25 protein-coding genes and 1 pseudogene are annotated in these 23,021 nt (G+C 48.7%); 25 read left to right on the forward strand and 1 reads right to left on the reverse strand.

Going from position 1 to position 23,021, the window contains the following annotated elements:
* The first annotated feature begins 215 nt into the window (after positions 1-215).
* The 24 genes and pseudogenes from DXD12_RS15230 to DXD12_RS04550 all read left to right on the forward strand — a co-directional run bounded on the left by DXD12_RS15230 (position 216) and on the right by DXD12_RS04550 (position 21,307).
* A complete protein-coding gene (locus DXD12_RS15230) occupies positions 216-362 on the forward strand; it encodes a hypothetical protein (RefSeq protein WP_157908598.1) in 147 nt (48 codons plus the stop codon).
* A 137-nt stretch (positions 363-499) separates the two neighbouring features.
* Positions 500-691 carry a hypothetical protein gene (locus DXD12_RS15235; protein ID WP_172455309.1) on the forward strand — a complete coding sequence of 64 codons (192 nt, stop codon included), beginning with the start codon at positions 500-502 and terminating at the stop codon, positions 689-691.
* A complete protein-coding gene (locus DXD12_RS04440; protein ID WP_015540954.1) occupies positions 692-1,030 on the forward strand; it encodes a DeoR family transcriptional regulator in 339 nt (112 codons plus the stop codon).
* Positions 1,027-1,341 (forward strand): DUF3847 domain-containing protein, encoded by a 315-nt coding sequence (locus DXD12_RS04445; RefSeq protein WP_015540955.1) that lies wholly within the window; start codon positions 1,027-1,029, stop codon positions 1,339-1,341. Before DXD12_RS04440 ends, DXD12_RS04445 begins: the two co-directional genes overlap by 4 nt.
* 347 nt (positions 1,342-1,688) lie before the next feature.
* Positions 1,689-2,066, forward strand: coding sequence for a GntR family transcriptional regulator (locus DXD12_RS04455; RefSeq protein WP_015540956.1), 378 nt, complete (start codon positions 1,689-1,691; stop codon positions 2,064-2,066).
* 1 nt (position 2,067) lies between these two features.
* Positions 2,068-2,934 (forward strand): ABC transporter ATP-binding protein, encoded by an 867-nt coding sequence (locus tag DXD12_RS04460; protein ID WP_055052367.1) that lies wholly within the window; start codon positions 2,068-2,070, stop codon positions 2,932-2,934.
* Positions 2,931-3,587, forward strand: coding sequence for an ABC-2 transporter permease (locus DXD12_RS04465; protein ID WP_015540957.1), 657 nt, complete (start codon positions 2,931-2,933; stop codon positions 3,585-3,587). The genes DXD12_RS04460 and DXD12_RS04465 overlap by 4 nt, the downstream gene beginning before the upstream one ends.
* 137 nt (positions 3,588-3,724) lie before the next feature.
* Positions 3,725-5,314, forward strand: a complete 1,590-nt coding sequence (gene mobQ / locus DXD12_RS04470; RefSeq protein WP_055052368.1) for a MobQ family relaxase — start codon at positions 3,725-3,727, stop codon at positions 5,312-5,314.
* Positions 5,315-5,385: 71 nt separating this feature from the next.
* Positions 5,386-6,030: a CHC2 zinc finger domain-containing protein gene (locus DXD12_RS04475; protein ID WP_181975445.1), complete on the forward strand. Its 645-nt coding sequence runs from the start codon at positions 5,386-5,388 to the stop codon at positions 6,028-6,030.
* A 13-nt stretch (positions 6,031-6,043) separates the two neighbouring features.
* Positions 6,044-7,342, forward strand: coding sequence for a virulence-associated E family protein (locus tag DXD12_RS04480; protein ID WP_015540959.1), 1,299 nt, complete (start codon positions 6,044-6,046; stop codon positions 7,340-7,342).
* Positions 7,343-7,595: 253 nt separating this feature from the next.
* Positions 7,596-7,793, forward strand: coding sequence for a hypothetical protein (locus DXD12_RS04485; RefSeq protein WP_055052370.1), 198 nt, complete (start codon positions 7,596-7,598; stop codon positions 7,791-7,793).
* Positions 7,794-9,464: a recombinase family protein gene (locus tag DXD12_RS04490; protein ID WP_015540961.1), complete on the forward strand. Its 1,671-nt coding sequence runs from the start codon at positions 7,794-7,796 to the stop codon at positions 9,462-9,464.
* A 91-nt stretch (positions 9,465-9,555) separates the two neighbouring features.
* A pseudogene (locus DXD12_RS04495) lies at positions 9,556-9,639 on the forward strand (Maff2 family protein); the annotation flags it as partial.
* A 25-nt stretch (positions 9,640-9,664) separates the two neighbouring features.
* The gene (locus DXD12_RS04500; RefSeq protein ID WP_002304374.1) at positions 9,665-10,531 is read left to right on the forward strand and encodes a VirB6/TrbL-like conjugal transfer protein, CD1112 family; all 867 of its coding nucleotides are present in this window, start codon (positions 9,665-9,667) and stop codon (positions 10,529-10,531) included.
* A gap of 17 nt (positions 10,532-10,548) precedes the next feature.
* On the forward strand, positions 10,549-10,983 hold the full coding sequence (locus DXD12_RS04505; RefSeq protein ID WP_002304375.1) for a PrgI family protein: 435 nt from the start codon (positions 10,549-10,551) through the stop codon (positions 10,981-10,983).
* The gene (locus tag DXD12_RS04510; protein WP_002588967.1) at positions 10,943-13,330 is read left to right on the forward strand and encodes a VirB4-like conjugal transfer ATPase, CD1110 family; all 2,388 of its coding nucleotides are present in this window, start codon (positions 10,943-10,945) and stop codon (positions 13,328-13,330) included. Before DXD12_RS04505 ends, DXD12_RS04510 begins: the two co-directional genes overlap by 41 nt.
* Positions 13,331-13,333: 3 nt before the next feature.
* On the forward strand, positions 13,334-15,070 hold the full coding sequence (locus DXD12_RS04515) for a CD1108 family mobile element protein (protein WP_118637576.1): 1,737 nt from the start codon (positions 13,334-13,336) through the stop codon (positions 15,068-15,070).
* A gap of 14 nt (positions 15,071-15,084) precedes the next feature.
* Positions 15,085-15,342, forward strand: a complete 258-nt coding sequence (locus tag DXD12_RS04520; RefSeq protein WP_002304378.1) for a DUF4315 family protein — start codon at positions 15,085-15,087, stop codon at positions 15,340-15,342.
* Complete coding sequence (locus DXD12_RS04525; protein WP_002578950.1) at positions 15,332-16,015, forward strand: DUF4366 domain-containing protein; 684 nt, start codon at positions 15,332-15,334, stop codon at positions 16,013-16,015. The genes DXD12_RS04520 and DXD12_RS04525 overlap by 11 nt, the downstream gene beginning before the upstream one ends.
* A gap of 151 nt (positions 16,016-16,166) precedes the next feature.
* Positions 16,167-17,399 (forward strand): ATP-binding protein, encoded by a 1,233-nt coding sequence (locus DXD12_RS04530; protein WP_002304383.1) that lies wholly within the window; start codon positions 16,167-16,169, stop codon positions 17,397-17,399.
* Between the two features lie 177 nt (positions 17,400-17,576).
* The gene (locus DXD12_RS04535; RefSeq protein ID WP_002578949.1) at positions 17,577-19,652 is read left to right on the forward strand and encodes a DNA topoisomerase 3; all 2,076 of its coding nucleotides are present in this window, start codon (positions 17,577-17,579) and stop codon (positions 19,650-19,652) included.
* Entirely contained in the window at positions 19,649-20,494 is an 846-nt protein-coding gene (locus DXD12_RS04540) for an LPD16 domain-containing protein (protein WP_002304387.1), read from the forward strand. Before DXD12_RS04535 ends, DXD12_RS04540 begins: the two co-directional genes overlap by 4 nt.
* Before the next feature lie 13 nt (positions 20,495-20,507).
* Entirely contained in the window at positions 20,508-21,104 is a 597-nt protein-coding gene (locus DXD12_RS04545; RefSeq protein ID WP_002304389.1) for a YodL domain-containing protein, read from the forward strand.
* Positions 21,101-21,307, forward strand: a complete 207-nt coding sequence (locus DXD12_RS04550; RefSeq protein WP_002578948.1) for a transposon-transfer assisting family protein — start codon at positions 21,101-21,103, stop codon at positions 21,305-21,307. Before DXD12_RS04545 ends, DXD12_RS04550 begins: the two co-directional genes overlap by 4 nt.
* Before the next feature lie 48 nt (positions 21,308-21,355).
* Here the strand turns inward: DXD12_RS04550 and DXD12_RS15555 are convergent, their stop codons facing one another.
* Positions 21,356-21,949 carry a hypothetical protein gene (locus tag DXD12_RS15555; RefSeq protein ID WP_021386789.1) on the reverse strand — a complete coding sequence of 198 codons (594 nt, stop codon included), beginning with the start codon at positions 21,947-21,949 and terminating at the stop codon, positions 21,356-21,358.
* 163 nt (positions 21,950-22,112) lie between these two features.
* Here DXD12_RS15555 and DXD12_RS15560 point away from each other — a divergent pair, with 163 nt between their 5' ends.
* Positions 22,113-22,451 carry a TnpV protein gene (locus DXD12_RS15560; protein WP_118199520.1) on the forward strand — a complete coding sequence of 113 codons (339 nt, stop codon included), beginning with the start codon at positions 22,113-22,115 and terminating at the stop codon, positions 22,449-22,451.
* Positions 22,452-23,021 lie beyond the last annotated feature (570 nt).

Consider the following 23,021-nt stretch of genomic DNA (forward strand, 5'->3'; position numbering starts at 1 on the left):
CGTCAATTCCATTATACCATACCCGTTCCGCAATCGTGGAAATTTTCGATTTCGGGGCGGTTTTCCTACTTTGTGGATATACGGGAGAAGGCTCAAAAATGTGCCATAATGGGCTTAGTTCATCGATGGATTATTCCAATCGAATGACCGGCCTGTATGGGATATGCTCCCCGGCGATGTAGCGCAATGACTTGCGGCAGGGAAATGGAGGAACCATGACCGCAACGAGCGTACCAAAGGGAGCGAAACGCCGTTGTGAGAGCCAGGGGCAGGAACGACATCAGGGAGAACCGGCGAAAATGAACACCGAATTGATACCGAAACACAACAATCCGATAGGGCATAGTCTACCCTATCCGTAATACTGCGGGGGATTTTCGGGCGGTTCTATGGCCGCTTTTTCCCTGAAAATCGCCCCGAAACACGACACTAAAATCTGCTATCCGTCTATTGCGGCTGTTACGGCTGAAATGGGCGGATTTTTGTTTAAGGAGGCACCATGCCGAGAATGCCGAAAAAGAGGAAGCTGGAACTGTCTTTCTTCCTCAATGAACGGGGGCGGGTAACGTACAACGACCTTTGCCGGAAATGCCAGCGAACTTGTAAGCAGAGTTTCCGGGCGGTCATTGTGGACTGCCCCCATTATCTTTCCAAACGCTCAAAACGAAAAGTAAAGGAGGACACCGATTGAATGGATGTTGAATTTATGACCGCAGACACCACCCTGCCGCCCTGTATGCCGCTGCCGAGAGCCATGCTGCGGCTCCCGATCAGCAGCACCGCAAAGGTCATGTACGCCCGGATGTTGGATATTGTTTTCCTGTCCGGCATAGAGGACACCAACGGGATTTTATTTATCCATTTCCCCATCGTGGAACTGGCGGCGGCACTTGCCCGCAGCACAATGACCGTGAAGCGTTCCCTGAATGAATTGGAGGACGCCGGACTGATACTGCGGGTGCGTCAGGGCTTCGGGGAACCCAACAAGATATATGTACTCATTCCAAAGAAGGAGGACAGACGCTTATGAATGAAAAGCTGGAAGCACTCAATCAGGAAATAGAGAAAACGGAAAAGAAGCTGCGGAGAGCGCAGCATGAAGAAAAGATATTGGAACACCAGATAAAGGCGTTGACACGGAAGGAACGGACACACCGGCTTTGTACCAGAGCCGCCATGCTGGAAAGCTACCTTCCCCACCCGGAAGCTATCACGGATGAACAGGTCAGTTTGTTCTTGAAGCTACTGTTCCGGCAGGACAGCACCCGGCAGCTTATGGAAAAAGTGTTCGCCGGAAACGGCGATTTTCAGGGAGAGGACAAAGGCCGGGAACGGCCATAATTGCTTCCAGAGCCGCAGCCCGTGGGCTACCCCTCTGAAAGAGGGCGCAACTATACACCACCTGAAGGTAGTGTGTTGCGCCCTGCCGGGGGCTTCCTGCGGAAAGCGGATGATTGCCCGCAGCGTTCCGACTCCTGCCAATCATCACAGGGGAAGCTACACTTCCCCTGCGCTGGCTGCCGCCAGCTACCCCTTTGTGGACTTGCCGCCCGGAAGCACCTTGCGTTGCAAGCTGTTCCGTTCAGCAAGTTTAAAATTCATTCATAAATTTTCTGTTGACACCCAATCCGAATGTGAATATAATGTACTTGTACATACAGTACATTTTAAAGTGAAGGCGGTGAAGCATGGAAATCATAATCAGCAATAATGCAAATAAGCCAATATACGAGCAAATAACAACACAGATTAAAGCTATGATAATGAGTGGAGAATTGCAAGCAGGAGACGCCATCCCCTCAATGCGTTCATTGGCTAAATCTATTCACGTTAGCGTTATAACCGTCCAAAAGGCGTATGAAGATTTGCAAAGGGACGGTTTTATTGAAACAACTGTTGGCAGAGGTAGTTTTGTATCAGCACGAAACAAGGAATTTTATCAAGAAGAACAGCAACGTATTGCCGAAGAACATTTGCAAGCTGCCGCTAATATTGGACGTGTAAGCAACATTCCTTTATCTAAACTAACGGAATTGCTCACAATGTTTTATATGGAGGACGAATAAAATGAATTATGCTTTGAAACTTGATAATGTATGCAAGACCTATGAAACGTCAGATTTTCTTTTGGATAATGTGTCTTTTGAAGTACCTATGGGGTCTGTTATGGGGTTCGTTGGGGAGAATGGTGCTGGTAAGACAACAACCATAGGCTGTATTTTGAATACGCTGTTCCGCAATTCTGGTTCCATTCAAATCTTTGAGAAAGAAATGAAAGACGAGGATACCGTATTGAGGAATGATATTGGTGTTGTCTATGATGGGGATAATTTCCCGAAATACCTTACTGCCAAACAAATTTCCGAGATTATGCAAGGAATTTTCTCTCAATGGGATAATAGTTTGTTTCAAAAATATTTAAAAACATTCCGGCTAAACGAGAAACAGAAAATTGGAAAATATTCAAAAGGAATGACAATGAAATTGGCAATCGCAGTCGCATTATCGCATCATCCGAAGTTGCTAATTTTAGATGAAGCTACCAGTGGCCTTGACCCTATTATGAGAGATGAGATGTTAGAGGTTTTTCTGGACTTTGTTGGTGAGGACGATCATTCTATTTTACTTTCTTCTCATATCACAAGTGATTTGGAAAAAATAGCAGATTACATTACTTTCATCCATCAAGGGCGCATTATTCTAACCGAGTCAAAAGATAATCTGATTTATAAATATGCCATATTGCGTTGCAAAGAGAAACAATTTGAAAATTTAGATAAAAGTGACATTCTTGCTTATCGCAGACAAGATTATCAGATTGATGTGCTGGTTAATAATAAGGAAGCCGCCGAACGAAAGTATGCTGGTATTGTTATTGACCATGCAACGATTGATGAAATAATGCTAATACTGGTAAAAGGAGAACAGAAATGAAAGGTCTTTTGAAAAATAATTTCTATGGAGTTATTGAAAACCTGAAAATCGCACTTGCATTTGTAATGCTTGTAGGTGTACTTTTACTTATAACAGGGGAAGCAACATTGCTTTCTGCTTTTTCTCTCATAGCTCCACCGATAATTGCACTTTTGATGGTTTCATGTGTGCGTAAAGAAAGCGCATCTAAATGGGAAAAATATAAACTCACTCTCCCGGTTAGACGAAAAGCCATTATTGAAAGTCAATATATTAGTCATACAATATGGAGTATATCTGGGGTTGTGATTGTGGCTGTTTTTATGACCCTCACAGTTTTTATTCATGGCGACCAATACTTTTATTATGGTTTCCGTGACGCTATCACATTAGTATTAGGCGGCGGAATACTGGCTATTCTAATTGGAGCCTTTTCTTATCCACTTTACTATTTATGGGGAGCAGAGAAAACAGAAGTCATTCTGATTATAAGTGTGATTGGTTCGATAGGCATAGTATTCGCATTGACTATGTTAGTTAATACATTTTCTGATGGAAATGTTTCAGATACTTTGTACTATATCAGCTTATTGGTTGTCACGGCAATCACTATAATTACTTTTATATTCTCTTGTGTTTTGACAAAACAAATTTTTCAACACTGCGAATATTAAATTGAAATCGGGCCAACCTGACCCGAACTTTCAAAACTGAATACCAGCCGCCACCGGCGGCACCACCGAGCAGGAAATCTTGAAACAGGTTCCCTGCTCTTTTTTTGCCTGGACGCCGGGAGAAAGGAGGACACGACTTGCCATGCCCGCACTTTGATGTGAAAATCATCCAGCGCAGCAAGCGCCAGTCAGCCGTTGCGTCTGCCGCCTACCAGAGCGGGGAACGGCTGTTTTCTGAATACGACCAGAAGCAGAAATACTATTCCCATAAAAGTGAAATCGTCCACACCGAAATCATGCTGCCGCCCCATGCCCCGCCGGAGTACGCAGACCGGAATACCTTGTGGAACGCCGCCGAAGCCATAGAAAAACAATGGAACTCCCAGCTTGCCCGGAGGTTCGTGCTTGCCATACCGAGGGAACTTCCCCGGTCACAGTACGCCGACCTTATCCGGGACTACTGCCGGGAGTTTTTTGTTTCCAAAGGCATGATTGCTGACTTTGCCATCCATGACAAGGGGGACGGAAATCCCCACGCCCACATCCTTCTTACCATGCGGGCGATGGACGAAACCGGGAAATGGCTCCCTAAGAGCCGGAAGGTCTACGACCTTGACGAGAACGGCGAGCGTATCCGGCTTGCGTCCGGCAGATGGAAAAGCCACAAGGAGGACACCGTGGACTGGAACGACCAGAAGTACGCCGAGATATGGCGGCAGGGCTGGGCTGACACAGCAAACCGCTATCTGGAAGCCATCGGCAGCCCGGAGCGCCTTGACCTTCGCTCCTATGCCCGACAGGGGATTGATAAAATCCCCACCGTCCACATGGGGCCAGCGGTCAGCCAGTTGGAGAAGAAAGGCATACAGACCAACATCGGCAACCTGAACCGGGACATCAAAGCCGCCAATTCCCTCATGCAGTCTATCCGGCAGATGGTACGCAGCTTAAAGGGCTGGCTGTCCGGCCTGAAAGAGAAAAAAGCGGCGCTGCTGGAAGCACTGGAACAGGCAAAGGAGCCGACCATCCCCGAACTGCTTTCCCGGTATCTGGATATGCGGAGTGAGGAACGCACCGGCTGGACTTCCAAGGGGAAGCTGAAAGGCACTGTTGGCGATTTCAACAAGGTCATGGAAGCCCTTGATTTCCTGCGGCAGAAAGAGATTTCCACCGTGGAGAGCCTTGACGCCTATCTGGATGAAGCCAGCGCACAGGCCGTTTCCATCCGTGAGGAAATCAGGCCGATGGAGAAACGTGTGAAAGAGATTGACCGGCTGCTTTTCCATATCGGGAACTTTGAAGCAAACAAGCCGGTTCATGCGAAATATGCTGCTATCCGCTGGAAGAAACCCAAGGAGAAATTTGCCGCCGACCATAAGGAGGAACTGGACGCCTACAACGCTGCCCTGCGGTATTTCAAGGTTCACCTTGATGGGGCGAAGTACAGCACGAAGAAGCTGGCCGGGGAACAGGCACAGCTTTCAGAGAATATCGCTTCCAAGACGGAAGCACTGACTGCCGTACAGGAGGATGTGAAGATTTTGCGGGATGTGCGCCACTGGCTCAATCAGGTTTTGCCATCCGAGCAGTACCGCCAGACCGCAGAGCCGGGAAAGAAACCATCCATCCAGCAGGCAGTCAAAGGCCGGGAGCAGCGTATCCGGGAGGAACAGGCAGAGAAACGCCAGACGCCCCGCCGCCAGCAAAAACAGGATATGGAACTTTAACCAATCAGGCGCTTGCTATTTTCCCCGTGAGAATGGCAGGCGCTTTTCTTATTTTCAGGAGGATTTGCCTATTGAACGTATTTGAAGCCGTGAAGCAGTCTGTTACCACCCGGCAGGCTGCTGAGCATTACGGTATCCGGGTAGGAAGAAACGGGATGTGCGTCTGCCCCTTCCATGACGATAAAAATCCCAGCATGAAGGTAGACCGGCGCTTCCATTGCTTCGGCTGTCAGGCAGACGGGGATGTGATTGACTTTGTTTCCCGTCTGGAAAACGTCAGCCCCAAGGAAGCCGCCCTCATGCTGGCGCAGGACTTCTCCATCCCCTATGAGGATAAGGAGCCGCCAAGCAGGAGCCGCCGCCCCCAGCCCCGGCAGGAAAGCCCGGAGCAACAATTTAAGCGCATGGAACGCCACTGTTTCCGGGTACTGTCCGACTATCACAATCTGCTGCGCCGCTGGAAGCGGGACTATGCCTCCAAGACACCGGACGAGGAATGGCACCCGCTTTTCGTGGAAGCCTTGCAGAAACAAGCCCATGTGAAATATCTGCTGGATGTGCTGCTGTTCTCCGACATAGAGGAACGGGCTGCCCTGATTGCCAGCTACGGAAAGGAAGTGAGGAACCTTGAGCGGAGAATGGCAGACCTTGCCGCCCGAACTGCGGCAGGCCGTGACAGACACCATCGAAGCCGCACCCCCGCCCCGGAGCGTTGAGGAAGTCAAGGCCATGCTGGAAAGCACCGAGAAAGGCGGCGTGCGGAACAGTATCCACAACTGCCTTACCGTGTTCCAGTATGACCCCATCCTTTCCGGGGCGGTTGCGAAAAATCTCCTGACCGAGCGCATTGACCTTCTAAAGCCCATCGGCAGGAAACGCAGAACCGGCAGCAAGGCCATGACCGACACGGATATGAAATATATCCGGCTGTATCTGGAAGATACCTACGGCCTGACCAGCGAGAAAAAGATAGCAGACGCCGCCGATCTGGCCGCAGACGCCAACAGCTACCATCCCATCCGGGACTATCTGAGCGGCCTTGTCTGGGACGGGAAAGAGCGTATCCGCTACTGCCTGCGGCACTTTCTGGGAGCCGACACGGACAACTTCACTTACCATTCCCTGCGGCTGTTCCTGCTGGGAGCCATCCACCGGGCTTTCAGCCCCGGCTGTAAGTTTGAGGTCATGCTCTGTCTGGTAGGCGGTCAGGGAGCCGGGAAATCCACCTTCTTCCGGCTGCTGGCCGTAAAGGACGAGTGGTTTTCCGATGATTTGCGGAAGCTGGACGATGATAACGTGTACCGGAAGTTACAAGGCCACTGGATAATTGAAATGTCGGAGATGATTGCCACTGCCAACGCCAAGAGCATAGAGGAAATCAAGTCATTTTTAAGCCGCCAGAAGGAGGTCTATAAAATCCCCTACGAAACCCACCCGGAGGACAGGCTGCGGCAATGCGTGTTTGGCGGGACTTCCAATGCGCTGGACTTCCTGCCCCTTGACCGTTCCGGGAACCGGCGCTTCCTGCCGGTCATGGTCTACCCTGAACAGGCCGAGGTACACATTTTGGACGATGAAGCCGCTTCCAGAGCCTATATCGAACAGGTATGGGCGGAAGCCATGACGACCTACAAAAGCGGCGATTTTAAGCTGTCTTTTACACCCGAAATGATACAGTACCTCAAAGAACACCAGCGGGATTTCATGCCGGAGGACACCAAGGCCGGGATGATACAGGCATACCTTGACCGCTACACCGGCAGCGCCGTATGCTCCAAGCAGCTTTTTAAGGAAGCCCTGAACCACCCCTTTGACGAGCCGAAGCAATGGGAAATCCGGGAAGTCAACGACATCATGAACCACTGTATCACGGGATGGAAGTATTTCTCCAATCCCCGGATATTTGAAGGATACGGCAGGCAAAAGGGCTGGGAACGGGAAGCCCCGGCAACGGGCGCTGACAACGGGCGTGAAAAAACGCCGGACGGATTTGTGGAAGTGACCGAGCAGATGGAACTTCCCTTCTGAAAAATCCGGGGAAACCACAGCCGGTTGCCGACCCCGTTGCTATCCCGTTGCCGAGCCGGTTGCCGGGAAAAAGCCCGTAACTGCGGGCTTTTCTCCGCTCTGACAACCAAAGCAACAGAAAAATAAAAGAAAAAGTAAATAAACAGTAACCCGCCAGACAGAGATTGTTTTCGAGGTTTTTTGAAGCCCGTTGCCGGACTTCGTTGCCGACCCTCTCCTGTCTGGCTTATTTCATTTATGGAGGTAACTGCCTATGGCAAAAAGCAAAACTGAAATCCATGTCACAACGGTATTTGACGGCGAACTGGACGCTACGGACGTTTTCGTGAGCCTGATTGCACAGAAATACAGCCAGAGAAATGATAAAGAATATCTTGTGAAAAAGCAAGATTTAGAGTATAATAAAGACAAGGTTCAGCATGACCGTGTTCCGTCTGGATTGTGCGGGTAAATGGTTATGATGAACGGAATGGAATATACAGGCATGGACGCAATACTGGCGGGCAGCTTCCGGGCGGCTATCTATTGCAGGCTTTCCAAGGACGATGACCTTGACGGGGAGAGCGCCAGCATTGCAAACCAGCGGGATATGCTGGAAAACTACTGCGAGAAGCAGGGATGGGAGGTTGTTGCAGTCTATCAGGACGATGGCTACACGGGGCTGAACATGGAGCGCCCCGACCTGAAACGGATGTTGAAAGCCATCGAGCGCAGGCAGGCCAACCTTGTGATAACGAAAGACCTATCCAGACTGGGTAGGAATTACTTGCAGACCGGCTTCCTGATTGAAGATTTCTTTCCCCGCCACGGCGTCCGGTATATCGCCATGAATGACGGTATCGACACCATGCGGGACAACAACGACATTGCACCGTTCAAGAATATCCTCAACGAGATGTACAGCAAGGACATTTCCAAGAAGGTTCATTCCTCTTATCTGCTGAAAGCCCAGAAAGGCCAGTTTACCGGCTGCCTTGCCCCCTTCGGCTACCAGAAAGACCCGGAGGACAAAAACCACCTGCTGATTGACGAGGAAACAGCTCCCATTGTCCGGCGTCTGTTTGCATGGGCGCTGGAAGGACACGGCCCCAACTACATCCGGCGCAGGCTGGAAGAAGAAAAAATCCCCTGCCCGACCTACTGGAACCGGGTACGGGGGCTGCGGAACGTGTCAACCAAGTGGGAAAAGAAAGACCCGGTAAACGGGCGGTATATCTGGGACTTTACCGTGATTAAGGACATCCTGATGAACCCCGTCTACACCGGCGCTATCGCTTCCCAGAAGAAGGAATACCGCTTCAAAATCGGCACCATCGGGGAGAAAAAGCCGGAGGAATGGATTGTCGTGGAGAACCAGCATGAGCCGCTTGTTGACCGCAAGACCTTTGACATCGTGCAGCGCAAGCTGAAATCCCGGCAGCGCCCCCGCCAGACCGGGGAAATCAGCCTGTTTGCGGGGCTTATCAAATGCGGCGAGTGCGGGAAGTCGCTGACTATCCGCTACACCAACGAGAAGCACCCGAAGCAGATTTATTCCTGTAAGACCTACAACGCCTACGGAAAGCAGCACTGTTCCCAGCACCGGGTTGAGTACGACACCCTGTACCGGCTTGTCCTGAACAAAATCCGGGAGTGCGCCAGAGCAGCCCTGATGGACGGGGAGGCCGTTGCCGAGAAGCTGTCCGACACCTGCGAAGCCGAGCAGAAAGGCCAGCGGGAAGCGTTGGAGCGTTCCCTTGCCAAAGACGAGGAACGGATTGACGTTCTGGAAAAGATGGTGCTGCGGCTGTATGAGGACATGGTTGCCGGACGTATCAGCGAAGCGAACTTCAATCTGCTGATGGAAAAGACGCAGAAGGAACAGGCCGAGTTGAAAACAAGGGTTGAGGAAGGCCGGAAGAAGCTGGCCGATGAAATCCGGCTTGCGTGTGACGCCCGCCAGTGGGTAGAAGCCATTCAGGAATACGCCGACATCACGGAACTGGACGCCGCCACCCTCAACCGCCTGATTAAAGAAATCGTTGTCCATGAGAGCATAGACAGCGATAAGACAAGACACATTTCTATCGAAATTCATTTCAATCTCAAACCCATCCCGGAAGTGGAGCAGGTCACAGCCTGACCTGCCCCGCCGGGGCGGTTCTTAAAAAACTCCATAGATATTTCTTGACACGCCGCCGCCCGCCATCGAGCCGGTTTCCTACACCTATTTGGGTATGAAACAGCTCATGGCTGGCGGCGGTGTTGCCCTCATCGGCACCACCCTTGTACCTCTGCTCTCCGGACTGTTCGGTTAATCACAAAACAAGGAGGTAATCGCCTTTGGACAGCATACTCCAACAGATCACAGACTGGCTGAAAGAAATGCTCGTTTCAGCTATTATGGGAAATCTGTCGGGGATGTTTGAGTCCGTCAACAACCAGGTTGGCGAGATAGCAACCTCCGTTGGCATGACCCCGGCGAATTTTTCGCCGGGTGTCTTTGCCATGGTACGAAACATCTCCGAGTCAGTGATTATCCCAATCGCAGGCTTGATTCTGACCTTCATTGCCTGTTATGAGCTAATTCAGATGATTATTGACCACAACAATCTGGCAAATTTTGAAACCTGGATCTTCTTCAAATGGGTGTTCAAGACTTTTGTTGCGGTCATGTTAATCACAAACACATTCAATATCACGATGGCTGTGTTTGATGTGACACAGCACGTTATAAACGCAAGCGCCGGTATCATATCCGGAAATACTGCCATAGATGCTTCGGCATTGGAAACAATGGAAGAAACGCTGATGGCAATGGATTTGGGTCCTTTGCTCGGCTTGTTCCTGCAATCCTTTATCGTGCAGGTCACGATGTCCGCTTTGGCAATCATCATCTTTGTGATCGTCTACGGTCGAATGATTGAAATTTATCTGATGGTCAGCCTTGCCCCGATTCCGCTTTCCACTTTTGGAAACAGAGAACAGAGCAATATCGGACAGAATTATCTGCGTTCGCTGTTTGCAATCGGATTCCAGGGATTCCTGATTATGATCTGCGTGGGCATTTATGCGGTGCTGATTCAGTCTATCGCATTCAGTGATGACATCATCGGTTCTATCTGGGGTGTTATGGGCTACACCGTCCTTTTGTGCTTCACCCTGTTTAAGACTGGTTCGCTTGCGAAGGGTGTATTCAGCGCTCACTAAGGGAAGGAGGAAATTGTTTGGCAGCGTATATTCCCGTACCTCGTGACCTGACGAGGGTAAAAACAAAAGTGTTCTTCAATCTGACGAAACGGCAGTTACTTTGCTTTGGTGCGGCGGCGCTCATCGGAGTGCCGATTTTCTTTCTGGTCAAAGCAACCGGAAATGTGAGCCTTGCAGCACTGTCCATGATGATCGTCATGTTACCGTTGTTCTTTCTGGCAATGTATGAAAAGGATAGTCAGCCGTTGGAAGTGGTTGTAGAACACTTCATTCAGACCAAATTCGTTCGTCCCAAGGTTCGCCCTTATCAGACGGACAACTATTATGACGCTTTGATGCGTCAGTACAAACTGGAAAAGGAGGTTGAACGAATTGTTTTTCAAAAAGAAGCCACAGGCAAGAAACATCAAAATGCCTGCAAATCTGAATCGGAAGCAGCAGCGAGAAATTAAAGCTGTTGTGGAACGGGCAAAGAAGGACAACGGTATTCCGCAGACTGCACAGCAGTCCATTCCCTTTCAGAGAATGTTCCCGGATGGCATCTGCCGTGTCACTGACAGTTATTACACCAAGACCATTCAGTTTCAGGACATCAACTATCAGCTGGCACAGCAGGAAGATAAGACTGCCATCTTCGATGAGTGGTGCAGTTTCCTGAATTTCTTTGACAGCTCCATTCACTTTGAGCTTTCCTTTATGAACCTGAGTACCGATGCTGAAAGCTTTGAAAAGAGTATCCGTATCCCGTTCAAGAAGGACAGCTTCAATCCCGTCCGTGCCGAGTATAGCCAGATGCTGAAAAAGCAGTTGGCGCAGGGCAACAACGGCTTGACCAAAACCAAGTACCTGACATTCGGCATTGAAGCCGAATCCATGCGGCAGGCAAAGCCGAGACTCAACCATATCGAAAACGATCTGCTCAATAACTTTCGGCGTTTGGGTGTCATTGCCACTACCATGAACGGCAAAGAGCGGCTGCATCTGATGCACTCTATGTTCCACATGGGTGATAATGATAAGTTCTTCTTCGATTGGAAGTATCTTGTGGAATCCGGGCTGTCCGTAAAGGACTTCATTGCTCCGACGGCGTTTGCCTTTAAGACCAACCGCACCTTCCAGATGGGCAGTATCTTCGGTTCGATGTCTTATCTGGCAATTACGGCATCAGACCTGTCTGATCGTATGCTGGCGGATTTTCTGGATATGGAATCCACGCAGATCGTGACCATGCACATCCAGTCGGTTGACCAGACTGCGGCGATTAAGACCATCAAGAGAATCATCACCGAGCTTGACCGTTCCAAAATCGAGGAACAGAAAAAGGCTGTGCGTTCTGGCTATGACATGGACATTATCCCATCTGACCTTGCTACCTATGGTAAAGATGCGAAGTCACTTCTGAAAGAATTGCAGAGCCAGAATGAGCGAATGTTCATGGTGACATTTCTGGTGCTGAACACCGGGCGCACCGAGCAGGAACTGGAGAACAATGTGTTCCAGGCACAGAGCATCGCCCAGAAGCATAACTGCAATCTGCGTCGTTTGGATTTTCAGCAGGAATCCGGACTGATGAGCAGCCTGCCTTTGGCACAAAACCTGATTGAGATTCGTCGTGGCCTGACTACCAGTTCCACGGCTATTTTTGTGCCTTTCACCACGCAGGAGCTGTTCCAGAATGGTGGAGAAACGCTCTATTACGGGCTGAATGCTCTGTCGAACAACCTTATCATGGTGGACAGAAAGAAGCTCAAGAACCCCAACGGACTGATTCTGGGTACTCCCGGTTCCGGTAAATCCTTTTCCGCAAAGCGTGAAATCACCAATGCGTTCCTGGTTACGGATGACGATATTATCATCTGCGACCCCGAAGCGGAATATGCGGCTCTGGTTCACAAGTTCAATGGTCAGGTGGTAAAAATCAGCTCCTCCAGTACCAACTATATCAACCCTATGGACATCAACCTGAACTACTCTGAGGATGACAACCCGGTAGCACTGAAAGCTGATTTTATCCTGTCCCTCTGTGAGTTGATTATGGGCAGTAAGGATGGCTTGCAACCTATCGAAAAGACGGTTATCGACCGTTGTGTGCATCAGATCTACCAGAGATATTTCGACAATCCTGCACCTGAGAATATGCCGATCCTTGAGGATTTGTATGATGCCCTTCTGAAGCAGGACGAAAAAGAAGCTCATCATGTAGCGACCGCCTTGGAAATCTATGTTAAGGGTTCTCTGAAACTGTTTAACAACAGAACCAATGTGGATATTCAGAATCGTCTGGTATGCTTCGACATTAAGGAACTTGGCAATCAGCTGAAGAAAATCGGTATGCTGATCGTTCAGGATCAAGTCTGGGGGCGTGTAACTGCCAACCGTTCTGCCGGTAAATCGACCAGATATTATATTGACGAGTTCCATCTGCTTCTGAAGGAAGAACAGACGGCAACCTATTCCGTAGAAATCTGGAAGCGATTTCGTAAATGGGGCGGCTTGCCGACCGGTATTACCCAGAATGTCAAAGACCTGCTTCGTTCCCCGGAGATTGCCAACATCCTCGAAAACTCTGATTTCATCTATATGCTGAATCAGGCAAGCGATGACCGAAGTATTCTGGCACAGCGGCTGAACATTTCGCCGCATCAGCTGTCCTATGTAACCAACTCCGGCGAGGGCGAAGGACTTCTGTTCTATGGCAATGTGATTCTTCCGTTCATTGACCGATTCCCGACCGATCTGGAACTGTATCGCATTATGACCACGAAGTTAAACGAGGTGGCACAGGAAAAGGAGGCGTAATGTATGGCGAAAAGACCTATACGACTCCGTTTTACCGAAGATGACCTTGCAGATTCTCATGTGAAGAAAGCTGCCGACCGTGCAGATAAGGCGGTTGACAAGGCTGAGAAAGCGGCAGATAAATTGGCTTCCAAAAAGGCAAAGCCGAAGCTAAAGCTGGAAACAGATGCAACCGGTTCCCGTAAAGCAAAGCTCCGTTTTGAAAAAGCGGAGTTTGCGGAAATCGAGCGCCCATCTGTGGTAAAGCACATGGCAAGCCGTGGTGCCGCAGTCACGCTCACATCCAAAGCACATCGGGCGGTGTCAGAATATGAGGATGATAATATCGGCGTTCAGGCTGTGCAGGAAACGACCAAGGCTGTTGAATCCACTGCCTATACCGTCGATCATGCCGTTTACAGCCACAAGCTGAAAGCCTACGACAAGGCAGAAAAGCTGGTAGAAAAATCAGATAAGGCAAATGTAAATGCCCTGTATGAGAAGTTCAAAAAGGACAACCCCGATGCCGGTTCCAACCCGTTCTCCCGTTGGCAACAGAAAAGGGCAATCAAGAAAGAATATGCTGCCGCCAAAGCTGGTAAGAATACCGCTTCGACAACAGCTTCTGCATCTAAGGGTGCAGGCAAGGCAACGGGCAAAGCAGCTCAGGGAGCCAAGAACATCACAGAAAGAGTAACGGAGTTTTGCACCACACACTCTAAAATGATCCTGTTTGTTTTGATCGCTGGACTGCTTTTTATGATCCTCTCAGGGATGTTCTCGTCTTGTTCGGCTATGTTCCAAGGCGGCACACAGATCGTTCTGGGAACTTCTTTTACCGCAAAAGAGGAAGATATTATCGGTGCGGACAATGATTACAAGGCTTTGGAAGCTACGCTCCGCAATAAAATCAATAATATCGAGCGTACTCATAGCGGATATGACGAGTACCGGTATGACCTTGATGAAATCAACCACAATCCTTACGAGCTTGCGGCATATCTGACGGTAAAATTCGAGGACTACACCAGAGATGAGGTGCAGACTACCCTGCAATGGCTGTTTGAGCAACAATATGAGCTGACCCTCACAGAAGAAGTGGAAACCCGCACAAAAACTGTCACCTACACTGACCCGACTACTGGAAAAACCAAAACAAAAACGAAAGAGTATAAGTATTATATTCTGAATGTGAAGCTCAGAAATAAGGGCTTGAACAGTGTGATTTCAAATTCCGGCTTGTCGGAAGATGATATGGAGCGATATAGAATTTTGCTTCAGACAAGGGGCAACAGACCGGATATTTTCGGAAATGACATTTACGCCACCCCTGGCGGCGAGTACACCGATTATGATATTCCGGGCGAAGCGCTGACAGACACAAGATTTGCCAATATGATTCGGGAAGCTGAAAAATATCTGGGATACCCGTATGTGTGGGGCGGCAGCAGCCCGTCTACCTCCTTTGACTGCTCCGGATTTGTTTCCTATGTAATCAATCACTGCGGAAACGGTTGGAGTGTTGGTCGTTTGACCGCAAACGGTTTGATGGGCGTATGCGACATTATCCCGAAAAGCTCTGCCAAACCGGGAGATTTGATTTTCTTCCAAGGCACTTATGATACCTCCGGTGCATCACACGTTGGTATCTATGTTGGCAATGGTATGATGATCCACTGCGGAAACCCCATTTCCTACGCTTCTATCGAATCGAATTACTGGCAACAGCATTTTTACTGCTTCGGCAGAATCAGAAACTAAAGGAGGGATGGCGATTGAGTGCCAAGTTAGACAGAATAGGTGCAGACCTTGAAAAAGCCCGTAAGAAACGGGCAGAATGGGATGCTAAGGTGAAAGACCTGGAACGCAGATACCGTGAGGAGGAAAATTCCGAAATCCATGAGATGGTTCATGCTGCGAACCTGAATCCCGAACAGCTTTCCGAGCTGCTCCGTATGTTTGCTGCGGATATGGCTCCGAAGCCTGATACGATCAATACTATGAATGAGGAGGAAACGCAGAATGAGATTTAAGAAAATTGGAGCCGCATTGCTGGCGTGTGCAATGTGTTTTGGCGTGTTTTCTACAACGGCATTTGCCTATGTAGATGAAAGCGTAGCGACTGAAGAACCTGCGGTCGAAGAAAAAGTTCCCGAAACAGAGCCGGAGGAGCCGATGCTACCGCTTACTCCCGACGGCAATCTGACTTTGGTTGATGACGCTGGCTCGCCTACGAAAAGCGGAAAGCAGTTCATTACCGCTGTAACCAAAAACGGAAACTACTTCTATATCATCATTGACCGTGATGATAAGGGCGAGGAAACCGTGCATTTTCTGAATCAGGTGGATGAAGCCGACCTGCTCAAGCTGATGGACGAGGAAGAAGTTGCAGAGTTCACCAAGCCGGTTGAGGAAACAAAGCCGGAAGTAGTTGAAACAGTTCCTGAAATTACAGAACCGACACCGGAGGAAAAGCCGAAATCCACAAATATGCTCCCGGCGATTCTTACTCTGATTGTGCTTGCCTGTGGTGGTGGATTCTTCGTATTTAAGAAAGTCCAGGAAAAGAAGAAGGCACAGGAAGCGGCAAAGCCTGACCCAGATGCTGATTATGTGGACGATGACGAGGACTATGGGTACGATCCGGAGTTTGAGGACGACGATGAAGATAGCTCCGTCGATGAAGATGATAATGAACCTGTGTAAACAGGATAGGCTTGATGCCTGGGGCAGCCTTCGGGTTGCCTTTACATAGTTTCCGCTTTCAAAAAATAAAAAAATTTGCGTTTTTGAAAGTGACATCTTGCATATACTATTAGCAGACAGTATAATAAGTACAGCGAAGCGGTTTCGAGAAATGAAAAAACTTCAATTTTTGAAAGCGGGTGACTATATGAAAACAATCACGAGAGCAAAATATCTCGATAGAATCATTGAACTGAATGGTACTCCTGACATCAAGATCATCACGGGCATTCGTCGATCTGGTAAGTCCAAATTGATGCAGGCGTATATTGCGTATCTGAAAAGCAATTTTGAAAACATCAATATTATCTTCATCGACTTCATGGATTTGGCGTATGAAGAAATCAAGGAATACCATGCCTTACACGCCTATGTGGAAGAACATTATCAGGAAGGAAAAACGAACTACCTGTTTGTAGACGAGGTTCAGATGTGTCCCAAGTTTGAGTTGGCAATCAATAGCCTGTACTCTAAGGGAAAATACGACATCTATGTAACAGGCTCTAATGCTTTCCTGTTGAGTGCAGATCTGGCAACTCTGTTTACCGGACGCTATATTGAAATTCATGTGTTTCCTTTCAGCTTCCAGGAATATTGCCAGTATTATGATGATATTAGTGACAAAGATAAGCTCTTTGATGAGTACGCTATCAAGGGCGGTTTAGCAGGTTCCTATGCTTATAGAACCGAAAAAGACAGAACAAACTATATCAAAGAGGTCTACGAAACGATTGTTACAAGGGATTTGGTACAGAAATATACTCTCCCGGACACTTTGGTTTTACAACGTCTGAGCGAGTTCCTTATGGATAATATCAGCAACCTGACTTCTCCGAATAAGGTCAGTCAGCTACTGACAGCAAATGAGACTCCAACCAATCATGTAACCGTCGGCAAGTACATTAAGTATTTGTGCAATGCTTTTGTATTTTATGATATTAAGAGATATGACATCCGAGGTAAGAAATACCTTGAAAGCTCTGAAAAGTTCTATTTGTGTGACAGCGGTATTCGATATGCAATACTGGGAAGCAGAAATATAGACTATGGCAGAGTATATGAAAACGTTGTTTGTATCGAGCTTCTTCGCCGTGGATATGATGTCTATGTCGGCAAGCTCTATCAAAAGGAAATCGACTTTGTTGCTCAGAGAGGTAGCGAAAAGATTTATATTCAGGTCAGCGACAACATTTCCGGGCAGGAAACATTTGAGAGAGAATGCTCTCCTCTGCTTCAGATTCGAGACGCTTATCCGAAAATGATTATTGCCAGAACCAAACATCCCCAATATAGCTATGAAGGAATCGAAATTCACGATATAGCCGATTGGTTGCTACAAGAATAAGCAAGGTGAAATATCTCCGTCATTCTCTTTTGAAATGATGGAGATATTTTTATTATGACGGAGATTGTAGAACAGAAAATTGTATCAGGTTGCAAAAATCCTTTCCGAACTTTTTACATAGCAGTCATGCACTACGGTGTGTGGCTGCTTATTTTTTTGTGAAAGGAGCAGATGCAAATGAAATTAGTTTTGGCTGAAAAGCCTTCGGTTGCACAGAGTATTGCCAAAGTGTTAGGTGCTGCCAAGCGTGAGGATGGCTACTTAGAGGGAAACGGATATGTGGTCAGCTGGTGTGTAGGGCATTTGGTGGAGCTGGCACAGCCGGAAGTCTATGATGCGAAGTACAGCAAATGGGCTTATGCAGACCTTCCTATCTTCCCGATGGACTGGCAGTATGAGGTTTCTGCCGGTACGAAAAAACAGTTTGGGATTCTGAAAAAGCTCATGGCCAGAGAAGATGTTGCGAGTCTTGTGTGTGCAACAGATGCCGGTCGTGAGGGCGAGCTGATCTTTCGGTTGGTGTACCACAAAGCCGGGTGCAGAAAGCCGTTTGAGCGGCTTTGGATTTCCTCGATGGAAGATGTAGCAATCAAGGAGGGCTTTGAAAATCTCAGGTCTGGAACGGAATATGATGCTTTGTATGAAGCAGCACTGTGTCGAGAACGAGCCGACTGGATTGTTGGTATTAACGCTACTCGACTTTTTTCGACCCTTTACGGGCAGACCCTGAATGTTGGTCGTGTTATGACCCCTACCCTTGCTATGGCTGTTATGCGAGAAGCTGCCATTTCCGCATTCAAGCCTGAACTGTTCTACACAGTTCAGATTGGATTGGATGGTTTTACGGCTGCAAGCGAACGCTTCAAAACCAAGGCAGCAGCCGAAGCTGTCAAACAAAGCTGTTCGGTGGCAATCGTTCAGAAAGCTGAATGTAAGGAGAAAACAGAAAAGCCGCCTGCGCTCTATGACCTGACCAGTTTACAGAGAGAAGCCAACCGTGTGCTTGGCTACACGGCACAGCAGACCTTGGACTACACGCAGAACCTCTATGAAAAGAAACTGGTCACTTATCCCCGTACCGACAGCAGGTTTCTGACGGAAGATATGGCACATAGCCTGACCGACCTCGTAAAGCTGGCTTTCCACACATTCCCCGTGGAGGATGTGGATAACATACCAGTTCATGCAGAGCAGGTTGTGAATAACAAAAAGGTCACAGATCACCATGCCATCATTCCGACCAGAGAATTGCAGAAATGCAATCTGAGCGAACTTCCCAAGGGTGAACTTGCAATTTTGCAACTGATCTCGAATCGGTTGTGCGTAGCTGTTGGCGATCCGCACCGATACGCAGAGACAGTTATTGAGCTGGACTGTGGCGGTACCGTGTTTTCCACCAAAGGCAAAACTGTTGTGCAGGATGGATGGAAAGCTCTGGTTCAGAAAAATGATTCGACAAAATCCGACGAAAACGTGCAGACACTCCCTTCTGTTTCCGTTGGTGACGAAATGACCGTCAGCGGCACGGAAATCAAGGAAGGGAAAACATCTCCCCCTAAACACTTTACCGAGGATACTCTGCTTTCTGCTATGGAAACTGCCGGTGCGGACGAAATGCCTGATGAGGTGGAGCGCAAAGGTTTGGGAACGCCTGCGACCCGTGCCGGTATCATTGAGAAGCTGGTTCGCATCGGTTTTCTGGAGCGTAAGGGTGATAAGAAAACCAAACACCTGATTCCGACCCACAAGGGTACGGCTCTGGTAACAGTCATGCCGGAACAGATTCAGTCCCCATCCATGACGGCGGATTGGGAAGAAAAATTGTTGCTCATTGAGAAAGGCGAATATGCCAGCGAGGACTTTATGGACGAGATCAAAGATGTGATTGCCGGTCTGATTCAGAACTATGAAGTAATCCGTGATTCCGAGGTTATGATGTCGAAAGAAGCCAATTCTATCGGCAAATGCCCGCTCTGCGGCAGTGCTGTAGAGGACAAAGCCAAGGCATTTTTCTGTTCCAACAGAGCTTGCAAATTTGCCCTCTGGAAAAACAATCGCTACTTTGCGAGCATCGGCAAGAGCATGACTTCTGCCACGGCGCAGAAATTGCTTGGTTCCGGCAAGGTAAAGCTCAAGAATTGCAAGTCCGAAAGAACGGGCAACACCTTTGATGCCACCGTCTTTATGGAGGTATCAGATGATGGCAAAACGAAGTTCAGTATGGAATTTGAAAATGGAGGAAAGCGCAAATGACAAATGAGTACAACCCGGATGGTAAGGAAATCCGATTTATCGACAGCCATTATAAGGATTTGTTTCATATCCCCGATGGCAGCTGTGTGCAGATTCACTACCCGGATGAAATGGTTGTGAAGCCCTGCACCTTCATTGACGAGTATCATACGCAGATCGGATACAATGTGTTTCATATCTGCCAGTTTGCAGAAATTATGGAGCGCAACGGCGCAAGCTATATGCCGGAGCCTGAGATTATGGGCGATGAAGCCGCATGGAAGGTCGGAAAGGATAGAATCCTTGCGGTGCAGACCTGCGAAGATGGTTACGACTACACCCTGTTGGATGAAAACTACAACGAGATTGATGGCGGTCAGGTTGATAACCCTGAACTGTCCATGCTCGAAGTCCGCCGGGATATTCTGGAATCCTTCGGGCTGGAGCGCCGGGAACTGCGGGCAATGTTCTATGAGGATGTCATGGAGCAGGCTTTTGAAGTCGGCAGACAGGCGGTGGTGGTCAATGACCCTATCGCTGAGCTTGCTTTTAAGCTCGACCGTTTTGCAGAGAACTTCGACCCCTATGAATATATGGATCAGGTCGATGATGTGCAGGCGCATATCCAAGAAATCAAGGCAGATCTTGCCGCTGGTAATACGGCTCCGTATCGTGAGTTCCTGAATACAGCCATTGAAGAAGCCCGTGAGGAAACTGCGGTTGAGGTTGCCAAAGTGCTGAAAAGTCAGCTGGATAAGCTCGACTCTCCGAAGCGTGAGTCGGTCATGGAAAAACTGGCACAGGCCGCAGAAAAAGCTGCGCCTGCCAGTCCCTCTCCCAAACGCAAAGAGCCTGAACGATAAGGAGGACACGGATATGAAAAACGAAAAATGGGATGATGTTCACGGAAATACCACCCCGGATGACAGAATGGTTGCTTTTCTGGAAAGCCCCACGGATTCCTATGCGATTCTTCAGCTGCGGGAAGATGTAGACGATAATATCCCGCTCATGTTTGCAAATTACAGCTACCTTCAGAAGAAAGAAATGGAGCCTGAGATTGACCGTTACGAGGTGGTCTATCATGGCTCCATTTCTATGTCCGAGGATGTGAATCGGCAGCTGGAAGATTTGTATGTAAAGTTCAATATTGACCACCCGGATGATTTCCGTGGTCACAGTATGTCGGTCAGCGACATCGTAGCCTTAAAGGTAGTCGGTGAGGTATCCTTTCACTATGTAGATTCTGTTGGGTTTCAGAAGCTGGAAAACTTTATGAAGTCCGAAAACTACCTGAAAAACGCAGAGATGGCAATGGAAGATGATTATGGGATGATTGACGGTATCATCAATAACGGAAAAGCGTCCGGATTAGAGGAACGTCCTTCGGTGTTGGAGCAGTTAAAGGAAAAGCCCGTGCCGGATGTTTCCCATAAGCCGCCCAAGAGCCACCCGGAAAGGGAGATTGAATGATGGATTTCACACAGGATGAGCGGAACATGATGATGCTTTACAGCCCTGGCACAAGGTCAGGGCTGTGTGAAGCACTGACACTGATGAAGGAACAGCTTTCGGAGGACGAGTCAGAGCTTTTTGCTTTGGCAGACTCGGTTCTCCGTAAAGTTTCAGCCATGGACGATGCCGCCTTTGAGAAGCTGAACCTTTATCCGGATTGATAGGATTGGAGGGATACAATGAACGCAAAAGAGCGATTTTATTCCGGATTAGCAAAAGAAACGATTGGGAAAATCACCTCGAACACAGATAACTGGACTTCGTTTTTGAGAACGATGTCCCGCAACTATGAGTTCACCTATCCGGAACAGGTGATGATTTATGCTCAGCGCCCCAATGCGACCTTTTGCAAGCCCTATGAGGACTGGAACGCTGAAAATTACCGCAGATATGTAAAGCGTGGCTCTACCGGCATTGCTCTGTTTGTGATGAACAGGGATAAACCGTATCTGCGCTATGTGTTTGATGTGGCGGATACCGGCGTTCGCCGTTCTTCCCCGGAACTGAAACCGTGGGAGGTGACGCCTGAAAACCGCTCCTATGTCATGGAAGCGATGGAGCGTACCTTCGGTGTTGCCGCTGACGGGGTACTGGAAGCACAGCTTGAAGATATTGCATCCGCACTGGCGGCTGAGTATTGGGACGATTACAAAAAGCAGTTCCTCGACATCGTTGCCAACAGCTTCCTTGAGGAGTATGATGAACTCAACATCGAAGTAGCTTTCAAAAATGCGGTGGCAAACAGCGTATCCTATACGATGTATTGCCGGTTCGTGGAAAGTCCCGACAACTACTTCGAGCATGAGGATTTCCAGAAGGTGTTTGATTTTAACACCAGACAGACGGTAAATGCCCTTGGTACTGCGGTGAATGCCATCAGCACAAGGATGTTTCAGGAAATCGAAAAAGCGATTGGAGAACATGAGCAGATTAAAGCTACCGAAAGGAGTACAGATTATGAGCGAGATGACTTACAGACAGGCCGGAGATTATCAGATTCCGAACCTTCAGTTGGAGAACGAGGGAGAGAAACCTCTGGGCAAGTACGGCAGGATGCGTCGAGCATTTTTGGAACAGAACAATCCGATGCTCCTGAACGACATGATTCTGACGGAGAGCCTGTTCCCGCACCTGTGGGAGATCGAGGAAACAGCGAAAGCCAGAGTGGAGTTTCTGATGGAGCAGTACCTGAAGGACAGCCCCGCACCGGACAAGGAAACGCAGCAGATGGCGTGGGTGCAGCACATGAACAGCCTGAAAGCACAGGCGGAGGAAGTCGTGATGACGGAGCTTATCAACAGCTGAGTCTGAACCTTTTCCTCTCCGAAAATGAACAAATCAGTTTTATCGACCGAGCAGAGAGCTTTACGCCCTCTGCTTTTTCTTTTGCCCAGGAAGAAATCGACCACTTCCTTCTGCTTGGTAGCAATACCGATGAAGCCCGAAAAGTCGTAGCGCTGGAATATATGAAGCAGAAGCCGTTGGAAGAAATCGTTCAGACCTTAAAGCAGGTCTATCACGGCGGCTATGGTCTGAAAGAAGATAGCGGGAATATCTGTGCGTGGTATGCCGAGGACGGTATCCACCTTGCCAAAGGTTCCTCTGCCATTGACAGCCCCAGAGCGCAGATCGTTTCTTGGGAAACGGTTGCCGAGCGCATTGGAGAACTGCTTGAAAATGGTCGGTTCGCAACTAATGTGGAACTGGTAGAAGCATCCGGATATGAGCGTCAGAAGTTGGCAGAATCCCTGTGGCATCTTTATCACGATTTGAGTGAAGAAGCCCGTTCCAGCAACTATCTGGCAATTCTTCATCAGGAACCGTTTCGTGGTTTCCCTGACGAAACCGCAGACTTGGCTGAAAAGTTGGATGACC

The organism is Clostridium sp. TF11-13AC (assembly GCF_003481065.1).
Taxonomy (GTDB): domain Bacteria; phylum Bacillota; class Clostridia; order Lachnospirales; family Lachnospiraceae; genus Otoolea; species Otoolea fessa.